12 protein-coding genes are annotated in these 13,342 nt (G+C 64.0%); 3 read left to right on the plus strand and 9 right to left on the minus strand.

Annotated features, from left to right (window positions below; translation table 11 throughout):
* The first annotated feature begins 137 nt into the window (after window positions 1-137).
* Complete coding sequence (gene ppsR / locus F0A17_RS04695) at window positions 138-971, plus strand: posphoenolpyruvate synthetase regulatory kinase/phosphorylase PpsR (RefSeq protein ID WP_149327202.1); 834 nt, start codon at window positions 138-140, stop codon at window positions 969-971.
* Window positions 972-1,021: 50 nt separating this feature from the next.
* Here the strand turns inward: ppsR and F0A17_RS04700 are convergent, their stop codons facing one another.
* The 6 genes from F0A17_RS04700 to F0A17_RS04725 all read right to left on the minus strand — a co-directional run bounded on the left by F0A17_RS04700 (window position 1,022) and on the right by F0A17_RS04725 (window position 8,435).
* Window positions 1,022-2,227, minus strand: coding sequence for a CaiB/BaiF CoA transferase family protein (locus F0A17_RS04700; protein WP_149327203.1), 1,206 nt, complete (start codon window positions 2,225-2,227; stop codon window positions 1,022-1,024).
* Window positions 2,228-2,399: 172 nt separating this feature from the next.
* The gene (locus F0A17_RS04705; protein ID WP_149327204.1) at window positions 2,400-3,581 is read right to left on the minus strand and encodes an acyl-CoA dehydrogenase; all 1,182 of its coding nucleotides are present in this window, start codon (window positions 3,579-3,581) and stop codon (window positions 2,400-2,402) included.
* A 91-nt stretch (window positions 3,582-3,672) separates the two neighbouring features.
* Complete coding sequence (locus tag F0A17_RS04710; RefSeq protein ID WP_228716811.1) at window positions 3,673-5,076, minus strand: MATE family efflux transporter; 1,404 nt, start codon at window positions 5,074-5,076, stop codon at window positions 3,673-3,675.
* Window positions 5,077-5,142: 66 nt separating this feature from the next.
* Entirely contained in the window at window positions 5,143-6,045 is a 903-nt protein-coding gene (gene mmsB / locus F0A17_RS04715) for a 3-hydroxyisobutyrate dehydrogenase (RefSeq protein ID WP_149327205.1), read from the minus strand.
* 55 nt (window positions 6,046-6,100) lie between these two features.
* Complete coding sequence (locus F0A17_RS04720) at window positions 6,101-7,249, minus strand: enoyl-CoA hydratase/isomerase family protein (protein WP_149327206.1); 1,149 nt, start codon at window positions 7,247-7,249, stop codon at window positions 6,101-6,103.
* 19 nt (window positions 7,250-7,268) lie between these two features.
* Entirely contained in the window at window positions 7,269-8,435 is a 1,167-nt protein-coding gene (locus F0A17_RS04725) for an acyl-CoA dehydrogenase family protein (protein WP_149327207.1), read from the minus strand.
* A 235-nt stretch (window positions 8,436-8,670) separates the two neighbouring features.
* Between F0A17_RS04725 and F0A17_RS04730 the strand changes: the two genes are divergently transcribed.
* Entirely contained in the window at window positions 8,671-9,111 is a 441-nt protein-coding gene (locus F0A17_RS04730; protein WP_149327208.1) for a MerR family transcriptional regulator, read from the plus strand.
* Window positions 9,112-9,217: 106 nt separating this feature from the next.
* Entirely contained in the window at window positions 9,218-10,921 is a 1,704-nt protein-coding gene (locus tag F0A17_RS04735; protein WP_149327209.1) for an AMP-binding protein, read from the plus strand.
* 131 nt (window positions 10,922-11,052) lie between these two features.
* Here the strand turns inward: F0A17_RS04735 and F0A17_RS04740 are convergent, their stop codons facing one another.
* The 3 genes from F0A17_RS04740 to F0A17_RS04750 all read right to left on the minus strand — a co-directional run bounded on the left by F0A17_RS04740 (window position 11,053) and on the right by F0A17_RS04750 (window position 13,342).
* Window positions 11,053-11,631 carry a hypoxanthine-guanine phosphoribosyltransferase gene (locus F0A17_RS04740; protein WP_149327210.1) on the minus strand — a complete coding sequence of 193 codons (579 nt, stop codon included), beginning with the start codon at window positions 11,629-11,631 and terminating at the stop codon, window positions 11,053-11,055.
* A 58-nt stretch (window positions 11,632-11,689) separates the two neighbouring features.
* Window positions 11,690-12,703, minus strand: a complete 1,014-nt coding sequence (gene nagZ, locus F0A17_RS04745) for a beta-N-acetylhexosaminidase (RefSeq protein ID WP_149327211.1) — start codon at window positions 12,701-12,703, stop codon at window positions 11,690-11,692.
* A gap of 117 nt (window positions 12,704-12,820) precedes the next feature.
* Complete coding sequence (locus tag F0A17_RS04750; RefSeq protein WP_149327212.1) at window positions 12,821-13,342, minus strand: L,D-transpeptidase; 522 nt, start codon at window positions 13,340-13,342, stop codon at window positions 12,821-12,823.

Below are 13,342 nucleotides of genomic sequence, written 5' to 3' on the forward strand. Positions count from 1 at the left end.
TTTTTTACAACATTGCCTCTTTTTACCGAGTTTCTGTAGTTGCAAGCCTGGTTTCGTGGCAAAAAAGGCACGTCTTGCCCCACAGGACGCCACGCTCGACAATGTCCCCTGACCCTTTGAACGGAAACCGCGCCGCCATGCCCCGCACCGCTTTCTTCATCTCCGATGGTACCGGCATCACCGCTGAGAGCCTTGGCCGCAGCCTACTTGCCCAGTTCGAGAACGTCGAGCTGCGCATGCTCACCAAGCCCTATATCGATACCCTGGACAAGGCCCGCACGCTGGTTGATATCATCGAATCCACCGCCGTGCGCGACGGCGAGCAACCGATCATCATCGATACCATCGTCGACGAAGGTATCCGCGAGGTCATACGCGGCGCGCTGGGATTCAAGATCGACATTTTCTCGACCTTCCTCAAGCCGCTGGAACAGGAACTCGGCACACACTCCAGCTACAGCGTGGGCCGCACCCACTCCATCGGCAGGGACGAGGTCTACATGGATCGCATCCATTCGGTTCACTTCGCCCTCGACAATGACGACGGTGCGCGCACCCACCAATACGATCAGGCCGACGTGATCCTGATCGGGGTATCGCGCTGCGGTAAAACGCCGACGTCGCTCTACCTCGCCCTGCAGTTCGGCATTCGCGCCGCCAATTACCCACTCACCGAGGACGACCTCGACGAAAATGGCATGCTCAAGCTGCCAAGGGCATTGGCTCAGCATCGCCACAAGCTGTTCGGCCTGACCATCGACCCGCGCCGGCTCGCCGCGATTCGTCACGAACGTCGCCCCAACAGCCGCTACAGCTCACTGGATCAGTGTACTCAGGAAGTCGAGCAGGCCGAAGGGCTGTACCGCCAGATGCATATTCCCTACATCGACACCACGCGCTTCTCGATCGAGGAGATCTCCACCCGCATGATTGCCGAGACGGGACTGACACGACGCTTCTCGCCGCGCTGAAGCGAGCATCGGAATTCCAGACTTATGCCGGGCTCGATACGAAAAGGGGCCTAGCGTACGATGCCCTCGCGTCGCAGCCGCTCGATATCTTCCTCGGTCAGCCCCATCTCGGCCAGGATCGTATCGCTGTCCTGGCCCAGCCGGGGCGGCGCCACCTCGCTGACGGCGGGCTCGCCATCGAAGCGCAGCGGACAGGCGACCTGGGGCACCTCGAGGTCGCCGCGCTTGAGCGAACGCCGCATGCCGCGGTATCTCACTTGAGGGTCGTCGAACACTTCGGGAATGGTGTTGATCGGCCCCGCCGGGATGCCACGCGCCTCCAGCTCCGCCAACCATTCATCACGACTACGACCGAGCAGCAGCGCCTGGATACGCGGCACCAGGTCGTCCCGATTGCCCACCCGGGCGGCGTTGGTGGCATAGGCCGGATCGTCGGCCCACTCGGCATGGCCCAGCAGCTCCGCCAGGCGAGCGAACTGACCATCATTGCCCACAGTCAGCACCAGATGGCCGTCGGCGCAGGCAAAGGCCTGGTAAGGCACGATGTTGGGGTGGGCATTGCCGTGGCGTTCGGGCGATACGCCACTGACCAGGGCGTTGAGCGCCTGGTTGGCCAGCGCTGCCACCTGCACGTCGAGCAGCGCCACGTCTACGTACCGCCCTTCCCCGGTGCGCGCGCGCTCGTGCAGTGCCGCAAGCACGCCGATGGTGGCGTAGAGCCCGGTCATCACGTCGGTTATCGCCACGCCGGTCTTCATCGGCATGCCATCGGGCTCGCCGCCGATGCTCATCAGCCCGCCCATGGCTTGGATCATGAAGTCGTAGCCGGCGCGATGCGCATAGGGGCCATCCTGGCCGAAGCCGGTGATGGAGCAGCCGATCAGCCGCGGATTGAGCGTCTTCAGACCGGCGTAATCGAGGCCATACTTGGCCAGACCGCCGACCTTGAAGTTCTCCAGCAAGATATCGGCACCTTCGGCGAGCTGGCGAACCAGCGCCTGCCCGCGTTCGCTTGCGATATCGACGGCCAGCGACTGCTTGCCGCGATTGGCGCACAGGTAGTAGGCCGCCACGCGTTCGATATCGTCGTCAGCGGCCAGCCACGGCGGCCCCCAGCCGCGGGTGTCGTCACCGCGTTCAGGGTGCTCGATCTTGATCACTCGCGCCCCGAGATCGGCGAGCAGCTGACCGGCCCAAGGTCCGGCCAGCACTCGCGACATGTCGAGCACCGTGATGCCTTCCAACGGTCGGCTCATCTTGATTCCTTCCACACTGGTCGCTGCGGCGGACAAGCCCCGAAGTGTCGGACCCTCGAGGGACGCCGTGAAGGCTTCCCGGTACGCTACCGACGCCATCCCTGGCGTTGGGTCTCCTCTTCGGCTTGCCCCCGCCGCTTCTCGTTAGAGGTAGCGTTTGGACCTTAGTGAATCAGTTGGCGAAAGCCTGGAGCCCGGTCTGCGCACGGCCCAGAATCAGCGCATGCACATCGTGGGTGCCTTCGTAGGTGTTCACCGCCTCGAGGTTCATCACGTGGCGAATCACGTGGTACTCGTCAGCAATGCCGTTACCACCGTGCATGTCACGCGCGACGCGAGCGATATCCAGCGCCTTGCCGCAGTTGTTGCGCTTGATCAACGAGATGGCCTCCGGCACCAGTTGGCCGGCGTCGATCATGCGGCCAACCCGCAGCGCGGCCTGCAACCCCAGAGCGATTTCAGTCTGCATGTCGGCAAGCTTCTTCTGGATCAGTTGGTTGGCGGCCAACGGACGGCCGAATTGTTTGCGATCCAGGGTGTACTGCCGAGCGGCGTGCCAGCACGCCTCGGCGGCGCCCATGCTGCCCCAGGCGATGCCGTAGCGGGCACGGTTGAGGCACGAGAACGGCCCCTTGAGACCGGTGACACCCGGCAGGCGCTGCTCGTCGGAGACCTCCACGTCTTGCATGGCGATCTGACCGGTGATCGAGGCGCGCAGGCTGAACTTGCCCTCGATCTTGGGCGCCGTAAGCCCCGGCATACCCTTCTCGAGGATGAAACCGTTGACCACGCCCTCCTCGTCCCGGGCCCAGATCACGAAGACGTCGGCGATCGGCGAATTGGTGATCCAGGTTTTGGTGCCGTTGAGACGCCAGCCATTCTCGGTACGTACGGCACGAGTGGACATGTTGCCCGGGTCGGAGCCATGGTCGGGCTCGGTGAGACCGAAGCAACCCACCCACTCCCCGGTGGCGAGCTTGGGCAGGTATTTCTCGCGCTGGGCGTCGTTGCCGAAGGCATGAATCGGATACATCACCAGGCTCGATTGCACGCTCATGGCGCTGCGATAGCCGGAATCGACCCGCTCCACCTCACGGGCGATCAGCCCGTAGCTGACGTAGTTCATGCCGGCGCAACCATAACCGTCGAGGGTGGCACCGAGCAGGCCCAGTTCCCCCATTTCGTTCATGATCTCGCGGTCGAAACGCTCGTGGCGGTTGGCCTCGAGCACTCGCGGCATCAGCTTGTCCTGACAGTAGTCGTGGGCGGTCTGGTGGACCATGCGCTCGTCTTCATCGAGCTGGTCGATCAGGCGAAACGGGTCTTCCCAAGTGATGGGGGTGATCTGGCTCATGGTGGCTCTCCTGATAATTTCTACATTTTTAGCGAATGTAGACCAACCTTGCCCCGATGCCAACCCCTCATGAACGTTTTCTCTACACGCATTATCGGCCCGGGGCCGGCCCATCCTGCCTGCGGCGCCTTGCGTTCAGGCGTTGGCGCAAGGTGTGCCAGGCCACTAACCCGACCATCAGGTTGGCCATGAACAAGCCGACGAAGATGCCCTCGGCTCCGCCAGTGCGACTGCCCAGCCAGGCCAGGGGGACGCTGAGTGCGAACAGTCGAATCATGGACAACCGCATGGCTCGGGCGGGTTCGTGCAATGCGTTCAACGACGACACGGCAAGGATCACCACTCCCTGGGCCCCAAGGCCAAGCGGCACCCACCACAGGAAAGCGCGCAGTACGCCGCTCATGGCCTCTCCCTCCGTATAGCCTGCCACCAGCCAGGGAGCGAGCCCTTGCAATAGCAACCAGATCGCGAGCTGCCACACCAGGACGAACAGAAAACAGCCGAAGATGGCCCGTCGCACCCGCTCATGCTGACCGGCACCTACGTTCTGGCTGACCAGCGGCGGTAGCGTCATCGACAACGCCAGCACGCCGATCTGGGCGATGGCCTCGATGCGCGTGCCCACTCCGTAACCGGCCACCGCCTGATGGCCGTGGCCAGCGACGATGCGTGTCACCAGCGCCAGCGCCAGCGGTGTGAAGACGCTGGTGATCGCCGCAGGCACGGCGATACGCGCCAGCTCGCGCCAGGAGGCGAACAGACCGGCCGGCGTCAGTCCTCGGACATCGAGGCATTCGCGCAACTCACGCTGCCAGAACAGCGCCGCGCCCATCGCGCTCCAGCTCAGCACGGTAGCGAGCGCCGCTCCACGCACACCGAGCGCGGGGAGAGGTCCGGCACCAAAGATCAACAGCCAATCGAGCAAGCCGTTGAGCAGAGCCGCCAGCGCCATCATCAGCCCGGGAATGAGCGTATTGCCCTGCGCACGCAACACGCTGTTGAGCACGCGCGGCACGATGACCGACGCCGCTCCCAGGTACCAGATGTCCATATAATCGTCTACATGCGGCATTAGCGCGGCATCCGCACCCAGCAGCCGGAACAGCGGGTCCAGAGTCGCCAGTCCCACTGCGCTCAGCACCATCCCCAAGAGCAGCGCCAGCAGCGCAGCGTCAGTGGCGCGCCGTCGCACGGTATCGATACTGCCCTGCCCCAGCCGCTTTGCCACCACCGCCGAGGTGCCGATGCCCATACCGATCGCCATACTGATCACTGCGAACACCACCGGGAAGGTGAACGATACCGCCGCCAGCGGCTCGGCCCCCAACTGAGCGATGAACCAGGTGTCGACCAGGTTGAAACTCATCATGGCGACCATGCCGCCGACCACGGGCAGACTCTTGCGCAACAGGGTCAGGGCGATGGGACCGTCGAGCAGTTCGCGGCGGATGGGCCGTCGCGAACCGGCTTCAGCGGTGGAAGGAGGCGTGGACATGGGACCTCGAAACGCGAAACGGGCACCCGATTGTGCCCGTTTCGCGACGACCTGCCAAAAGCGGGGTCAGGACTCCTCACCGGCACGATACAGCTTCTGGATGCTGGAGAAGTCCAGCCCGCCGTTGCCCTGGGCCGAGTGCAGGGCAAAGAGGTTGCGCGCCTGTGACCCCATGGGCACCGTGGCCTTGCAGCCCAAGGCCAGCTCCCAAGCCAGCCCCAGGTCCTTGGCCATCAGGTCGGTCAGGAACCCCCCCTGATAATCGCGCGAGGCGGCGGCCCCCTCCATCACCCCGGGCCACGGGTTGTAGACGTTGAGCGCCCAGTTGCCACCGCTGCTCTGCTTCATGATCTCCGAGAGCACCGCCGGGTCGAGCCCGTTCTTGACACCTAGCGCCAGGGCCTCGGCGGTACCGCTCATGAGGATGCCCAGCAGCATGTTGTTGCAGATCTTGGCAACCTGACCGGCACCGATGCCGCCGGCGTGGAAGATGTTCTTGCCCATTGCCTCGAGTACCGGCCGGGCCTGTTCGAAGCCGGTCTCGCTGCCGCCGACGATGAAGGTCAGGGTACCGGCTTGCGCACCGCCCACCCCGCCGGAAACCGGGGCATCGAGATAGGTCAGGCCGCATGCCTCGGCCGCGCCTCCCACGGTGCGAGCATCCTCAGGCGAGATGGTCGAGGCATCGATAATCAAGGGTTTTCCGTCCAGCGCCTCGAACAGACCGGGAGAACCCTCGCGGCCGAGATAGAGGCGACGTACGTGCTGGCCCGCCGGCAGCATGGAGATGACGACCTCCGCTCCGTTGACGGCGCTCTGCGCACTGGCACAGGCGAGGGCTCCCGATTCCTCGAGACGCTTCATGGCGGAGTCGACCAGATCGAAGACGCTGACCTCGTGACCGGCCTTGACCAGATTGATGGCCATCGGGGCGCCCATATTGCCCAGGCCAATGAAGGCGATTTTCATGCAAGCTGCTCCTGATTGTCGTTATCGAGATAGGCTGTTGCGTTCCCGTTCAGCGTCACCGTTGGCTGACGCCGAGGTCGCGCAGTGGGTGCGCTTCCTCGCTCCATAGCGATGCCAACATGTCTCGCAGCCTCCCCTCGTCGACGCTGTCGACATCGGCATGCTGCCAGCGGGGGGACTTGTCCTTGTCGATCAGCAGGGCTCGCACGCCTTCCGCGATATCGCCGTGTCGGCAGCACTGCACCGAGAGATTAAGTTCGTCGCGGAAGGCATCGGCCAGGCTGGTGTGCCGGTGACGCTCCAGCATGCGCCACACCAAGTGGGCGCTCAGCGGACTGCCGGCCTCGAGGCGAGCACGGTTGGCGGCTAGCCAGGCATCGCCATGCTCATCGGCCAGGATCCGCTTGACGGCGGTCGGCGCATCGACCTGGCCGACCAATGCCTGCAGGTGATCGAGATGAGGCCGGACCTGCGGCTCGGGGGCCTGGTCGCGCCGCTCCATTGTATCGATAGCCTGCTGCACGGCGGCTTGCAGTTCGCGTGGGCTGCGCGCGCCATAGTCAGCCGCGGCCAGTGCGTCGAGCAACGCATCGCGTCGCTCGCGAGGCACGAAATGGTCGGCCATGCCCAGGTCGAGCGCATCGCGGGCGTTGAGCTGAGCGCCGGTCAGGCCCAGATAGGCACCGACCCCGGGCGGCATGCGATTGAGAAACCAGCTGGCCCCGATGTCGGGATACAGGCCGATGGTGATCTCGGGCATCGCGATCCGGCTGGTCTCGGTGACCAGGCGACGGGAGGCTCCTGCCATCAGCCCCAGACCGCCGCCCATGACGATCCCATCGCCCCATACCACAATCGGCTTGGGATAGGCATGGATGCGATAATCGAGCCGATACTCGGTGGTGAAGTAGGTTTCGGCGAAGAGGCTGTCGCGTCCGTAGCCGCGATTGTCGCCCTCCTCGGTCATGGAGCGGTAAAGTGCCACGACGTCACCGCCGGCGCAAAACGCTTTGTCGCCCGCGCCTTCCAGCCACACCGCGACGATGCTGCGATCCGCCGCCCAGGCCTCGAGCTTGGCGTCCAGCTGTCTGGCCATGTCCAGCGTCAGCGCATTGAGCGATTTGGGCGAGTTGAGGGTCGCAACGCCGATGAGCGCCCCGTCGTGGGTAGGCCGTTCATCGAAGATGACCGCAAGATCCGTCATGCCTGGTTCTCCTGGTATTTTATTGCAGCGCCTCGACCACACCGTCCGCCAGCAGCCGGCGGGCCACGATCACGCGCATGATCTCGTTGGTGCCCTCGAGAATCTGATGCACGCGTGTGTCGCGCACCATGCGTTCCAGCGGGAACTCCCTCAGGTAACCATATCCGCCATGGAGTTGCAGCGCTTCGTTGCACACGCTGAAGCCCATGTCGGTAGCGAAGCGTTTGGCCATGGCGCAATAGGCGGTAGCCTCGGGATCGCCCTGATCGAGCCGCCATGCGGCATGGCGAACCATCAACCTGGCCGCGCTCAGTTCGGTGGCCATGTCGGCCAGCTTGAACTGCAGTGCCTGGAAGTGGGACAGTTCGCGGCCGAACTGCTTGCGCTCGCCCATGTAGTTTCGCGCCAGTGTCAGGGCGTGCTGGGCGGCACCCAGCGAGCAACTGGCGATATTGAGGCGTCCGCCATCGAGCCCCTTCATGGCCAACTTGAAGCCTTCGCCCTCCTCACCCAGGCGGTTGCCGACCGGAACGCGCACCCCATCAAAGCTGATCAGGCGCGTGGGCTGACTCTTCCAACCCATCTTCTCCTCGTTCTTGCCATACTCGATGCCCTCGGCATCGGCCGGCACCAGGATGGCCGAAACGCCGCCCGCGCCGCTATTGGGCGCACCGGTGCGCGCCATCACCACCAGCACGTCATTGGCACCGGCACCGGAAATGAACATCTTGGAGCCGCTGATGACGTACTCGTCCCCCTGCCGTACGGCTTTGGTTCGCAGGCTGGCCGCATCCGAGCCGGAACCGGGCTCCGTCAGGCAGTAGCAGCCCAGGCATTCTCCGCTGGTCAGACGATCCACCCAGGAGGCGCGCAGCGACTCGCTGCCCCAACTCGCCACCATCCAGGCCACCATGTTGTGGATGGTAAGATAGGCAGTCGTCGAGATGCAGCCCTGCGAGAGCTGCTCGAAAATCAGCGAGGCGTCAAGCCGCGACAGTCCCAGGCCACCACGCTCCTCGGGGAGGTAAATGCCGAGGAAGCCCGCTTCGCCAGCGCGACGAATGACCTCGACCGGAAAATGAGAGGTGGCATCCCATTCGGCGGCGTGGTCGGCCAGTTCGGCCCGAGAGAAGTCGGCGGCTGCCTGGACGAGCGCCTTCTGGTCATCGGTGAGAGAGAAGTCCATCGCGGTATCCTCGTGTGTATGGGTCTGTCAGGCCGGGATCGAAGCGCGGTTCGGCCCGTCGGTTGGCAGGTGTTACGGAGAGGCGCTTGAACGTCAGCCAACCTAGCACTTGCTAGGTTTTACCGCATGCATCCCTTGGTCGACAACCACTTTACGTTAACGTCAACGTCGTCTAGTGTTGCGAATACGCGGCGGGAACCGCACGACAGCCCGCCCTACTCATAGGAAGGTAGCAATGAGCACACCCAAACCGGAAGCCACCCTCGCGCTCAACGGTAGCCTGCCTCGGCACCGTCGCACTTACTCCATCGGCGAACTGGCCCGGATGTTCGAGGTGACGCCACGCACCATCCGCTTCTACGAACAGGAAGGGCTTCTGGCGCCGGAGCGGCGGGGTCAGACCCGCATCTATCATGAGAAGGATCGTGTACGACTCAAGCTGACCTTGCGCGGCAAGCGGCTGGGCTTTTCCCTGGCCGAGATCCGCGAAGTCATCGAGATGTACGACGCCATGCCCGACGGCAACGCGCGTCAGCTCAGGCGTCTACTGGAAATCCTCGCCGACAAGCGCAACAACATGGAGCGCCAGCTCGAGGATATCCGCCTGATGCAGCGTGAGCTCGACGACGTGGAAACACGGGCACGCGAGGTGCTCGAGCGGCTCGGCCATCACTGACCGATGACACGGCTCCTTCCCGCCATTCGCGATGGCCGGTAGTCCGGCCGCTCGCATACGGTGATCGGCCTTCCTAGCAAACTGCCACAACAAGACGGGTAACACGATGACACGCCAAGATCCTAATAAACGCGTCCCGAACAGCTACGTCAGCGGCATCAGCGATACCCCACTGAAGGGGGAAACCATCGGCGACTGCTTCGACGATACTGTCGCACGCTTTGCCGACAGAGATGCGCTGCTGAGCCTGCACCAAGGGCTGCGCTACACCTGGAAGGAGCTTCAGCAGGCCGTCGATCGGGCGGCCCGCGCCATGCTCGCATTGGGTGTGAAGAAAGGCGATCGGGTGGGCATTTGGTCGCCCAACTGCGCCGAATGGACCATCACGCAGTTCGCCACCGCCAAGATCGGTGCCATTCTGGTCAACATCAACCCCAGCTACCGCACCCACGAGCTGGAGTACGCGCTCAAGCAGTCCGGTACCTCGACGTTGATCCTGCAAGGCAAGTTCAAGACGTCCGATTACGTGGCCACCCTGGCGGAGCTGGCGCCGGAGCTGCGTGACGGCGCTCCCGCTACCTTCTCCTGCGCTCGCCTACCGGAGCTCAGGCGCGTCGTGTGCCTCGACGCCGACCGCGCCCTGACCGGCATGTTCAGCTGGCAAAGCATGTTGGCGCACGCCGACGAGGTATCCGCCGAGCACCTGGCCGAGATTCAGGCCACGCTGCAGTTCGACGAGCCGATCAACATTCAGTACACCTCGGGCACCACCGGCGCACCGAAGGGTGCCACCCTCTCCCATCACAACATTCTCAACAATGGCTTCTTCGTCGCCCGCACCATGGGCTTTTCGGAGCAGGACCGACTGGTGATCCCGGTGCCTCTCTATCATTGCTTCGGCATGGTGATGGGCAATCTGGGCTGCGTGACCCACGGCGCCACCATGATCTATCCCGGAGACGGTTTCGATCCGGAGGCGACGCTCAAGGCGGTCGCCGAGGAAAAGGCCACCGCCCTGTATGGCGTGCCGACCATGTTCATCGCCGAACTGGAACACCCCGACTTCCCCCAGTACGATCTCTCCTCCCTGCGCACCGGCGTGATGGCGGGTTCGATCTGCCCCATCGAGGTGATGCGCAAGGTCATCGACAAGATGAACATGGAAGACGTCACCATCTGTTATGGAATGACCGAAACCAGCCCGGTCAGCACCCAGACCCAGACCAACGCCCCGCTGGAGAAGCGCGTGACTACCGTGGGGACCATTCATCCCCATCTTGAAGTGAAGCTGATCAGCCCCGAGACCGGCGCCGTCGTGCCGCGCGGGGAAACGGGCGAGCTGTGTACCCGAGGTTACAGCGTGATGCTCGGCTACTGGAACAACGACGAGGCCACCGCCAAGTCGATCGACAGTGCCGGCTGGATGCATACCGGGGACCTGGCGACCATGGATGAGGATGGCTACATCGCCATTGTCGGACGCATCAAGGACATGATCATCCGCGGCGGGGAGAACATCTATCCGCGCGAGATCGAGGACTTCCTCTATACTCATCCGGCCATTTCCGACGTGCAGGTAATCGGCGTGCCCGACGAGAAGTACGGTGAAGAGGTCATGGCCTGGGTCAAGCTCGGCGAGGGTCAGACGCTGAGCGACGACGAGCTCAAGGCATTCTGCAAGGGTAAGATTGCCCATTACAAGATCCCACGCTACGTGAAGTTCGTCGACGAGTTCCCCATGACCGTTACCGGCAAGATCCAGAAGTTCAAGATGCGCGAGGAAGCGACTCACGAGCTGGGTCTGGCCTGAGCCGGAAGCCGCCAAAGCCGGCGCCATTCTACGCAGTTACCCCCCGCAGCTGCGCTGCGGGGGGGGGTAATGGGTTTGCAGTATCCGACTAGGTCCGCGAGACAGACGAACTGCACTCCGGCACAGCCGGGTCAGAGCCCCTTGGGGGCGAAGATCCCAGGTGCATTGCGCCAGTAGCCCTTGTAGTCCATGCCGAAGCCGAACACGTAACGATCCGCCACCTCGAGACTGCAATAATCGGCCTTGAGCCCCGGCACCGCCTTGCGATCGTGGCGCTTGTCGACCAGCACGGCGGTCGAAATGCTGGCCGCACCCGCCTCGCGGCAATAGTCGAGAATGGCGGCCAGGGTCGCCCCCTCGTCGAGGATATCGTCGACGATGACCACGTGGCGATCGGCCATGGGAATTTCCGGCGAGACACGCCAGAACAGCTCACCACCGCGAAGGCCACCGCGATAGCGCGTGGCATGGAGATAGTCGACTTCCAGAGGAAAACCCAGTCGGGTCAGGAGGTGACCGGTAGTGATCAGGCCGCCATTCATCACGCAGTAAAAGACCGGCAACTTGTCGCCGAGATCGGTCGTGATCTGCTCGGCCATGCGATCGAGGGCACGCTCGACCTCTTCATGGGTGATCAGGCAATCGGCGTTCTCCATGACGTCGCGCATCGTAGCCAGGGATTCGTGAAAAGCGGGATCGAGTTTGGGCATGGAACGTTCGTCTCAGCCAGGTAAACGTATGAGTGAAAACAGAAGACGGCCGGTCCGCTCAAAGGCTGGCCATGGCTTCCAGCCGGGCATGCACACGGCGCCAGCGACCCAGCGCCTCGAGCGCATCGAGGTCGGGGCGAGCACGGCCATAGCGCAGCCGTGCCGCCAGGCGCGTGGTGCGCCCCGTACAGGCCTCGAGAGCTTCCAGCGCGGCGGCACGATCATTGCAGACAAGCACCATGTCGCACCCGGCCTCGAGAGCCGCTAGCGCCCGCTCCCCCGGCGAACCGGCAAATGCGGCGCCTGCCATGCCGAGATCGTCCGAAAAGATAGTCCCCCTGAAGCCCAACGACTCGCGCAGCAGGCCAAGCCAGCTCGCCGAGAACCCCGCCGGTCGCGCATCAAAAGCGGGATAGGTCACATGAGCCGGCATCACGCCATCGAGGCGCGACGAAAGTTCGCTGAACGGAATCAGGTCATGTCGGCGCAGCGCTTCCAAGGGACGCTCGTCGACGGGCTGCTCCAGGTGGGAGTCCGCCGCCACGCCGCCATGGCCGGGAAAATGCTTCCCCACCGCTGCCATGCCCGCTTCGTGCAACCCGCTGATGAAGGCTCCGGCCATGGCGGCGACCGCGTCAGGGTCGGATGAGAAGCTGCGATCGCCGATCACGCTGGAGATACCGCTATCCACGTCCAGTACCGGCGCGAAGGTAAGGTCCAGCCCACTCGCGGCCATCTCCATGCCCAGCAGCCAGCCGGCGTCGAGGCATAGGCGTAGGGTCACTTCCGGTGACGTCGCAAAATCGCGTCCGATACGCCCCATGGCGGGTAATCGGGTCACGCCTTCGCGCAGGCGCTGGACCCGACCGCCCTCCTGGTCGATGGCCAGCAGCAGCTCGGGACGCAGCCGGCGAATGGCGTCGCACAGCTCGCGTACCTGTCGCGCACTCTCGATGTTGCGGGCGAACAAGATCACGCCACCCACCTCGGGACGCTGCAGTAGCTGTCGTTCGTCCGCGAGGAGCCGGGGGCCTTCCAGATCCAGCATCACCGGTCCGAGGGTCTGCGTCATGATCGGAGTCCTTGGGGCTTGGAAGGGAGCTGATTCTAGACCAAAGAGGTCGCCGACGACAGCCATGACAAGCAAGCATCCGCCTGCCCGGGCGACGACAAGGCATACGTTCGTCGATCAGTCGTCATGCAGCCAGACGGGAGTGCCGGGCGGGGCCAGGGCGAAGAGCTCGAGCAGCGCCTCGTCACGCAGCCGAATGCAGCCATGCGAACGCGGCTCCCCCATCGGTTGGTCCGGCGGCGTACCGTGAAAATAGATATAGCGCCGCTGTGAGTCGACGTCGCCTCCCCGGTTGAAGCCACGCTCGAGGCCGCACAGCCACAGGATGCGAGTCAGGATCCAATCGCGTTCCGGATGAGCGGCGGCCAGAGCCGGACTGTATACCTCACCGGTGGGGCGCCGGCCGCGAAATACCGCGCCGAAGGGCTGGTTGGCGCCGATTGCCGCCCTGACGTAATGCCAGCCGAGCGGTGTACCGCCACTCCCCTCACCTTGTCCCGGACCGGCCAGCGCCGTCGAGGCCGGCCACTCCGCCAGCATTCGGCCACCCTGCCAGTGCACCAGGCGCTGGCGGGCAATGTCGACTTCGAACCAGGTCCCCTCGCGGGGCGGCAGCTCGGTTAACCGGGGCGTACGCAT

The organism is Billgrantia pellis, assembly GCF_008297955.1.
Classification (GTDB): domain Bacteria; phylum Pseudomonadota; class Gammaproteobacteria; order Pseudomonadales; family Halomonadaceae; genus Halomonas; species Halomonas pellis.

Excerpts from the sequence above, each read along its gene's own strand:
- ppsR (WP_149327202.1), top strand. The coding sequence starts at position 138 with ATGCCCCGCACCGCTTTCTTCATCTCCGATGGTACCGGCATCACCGCT.
- F0A17_RS04700 (WP_149327203.1), bottom strand. The coding sequence starts at position 2,227 with ATGAGCCGACCGTTGGAAGGCATCACGGTGCTCGACATGTCGCGAGTG.
- F0A17_RS04705 (WP_149327204.1), bottom strand. The coding sequence starts at position 3,581 with ATGAGCCAGATCACCCCCATCACTTGGGAAGACCCGTTTCGCCTGATC.
- F0A17_RS04710 (WP_228716811.1), bottom strand. The coding sequence starts at position 5,076 with ATGTCCACGCCTCCTTCCACCGCTGAAGCCGGTTCGCGACGGCCCATC.
- mmsB (WP_149327205.1), bottom strand. The coding sequence starts at position 6,045 with ATGAAAATCGCCTTCATTGGCCTGGGCAATATGGGCGCCCCGATGGCC.
- F0A17_RS04720 (WP_149327206.1), bottom strand. The coding sequence starts at position 7,249 with ATGACGGATCTTGCGGTCATCTTCGATGAACGGCCTACCCACGACGGG.
- F0A17_RS04725 (WP_149327207.1), bottom strand. The coding sequence starts at position 8,435 with ATGGACTTCTCTCTCACCGATGACCAGAAGGCGCTCGTCCAGGCAGCC.
- F0A17_RS04730 (WP_149327208.1), top strand. The coding sequence starts at position 8,671 with ATGAGCACACCCAAACCGGAAGCCACCCTCGCGCTCAACGGTAGCCTG.
- F0A17_RS04735 (WP_149327209.1), top strand. The coding sequence starts at position 9,218 with ATGACACGCCAAGATCCTAATAAACGCGTCCCGAACAGCTACGTCAGC.
- F0A17_RS04740 (WP_149327210.1), bottom strand. The coding sequence starts at position 11,631 with ATGCCCAAACTCGATCCCGCTTTTCACGAATCCCTGGCTACGATGCGC.
- nagZ (WP_149327211.1), bottom strand. The coding sequence starts at position 12,703 with ATGACGCAGACCCTCGGACCGGTGATGCTGGATCTGGAAGGCCCCCGG.
- F0A17_RS04750 (WP_149327212.1), bottom strand. The coding sequence starts at position 13,342 with ATGCGTACGCCCCGGTTAACCGAGCTGCCGCCCCGCGAGGGGACCTGG.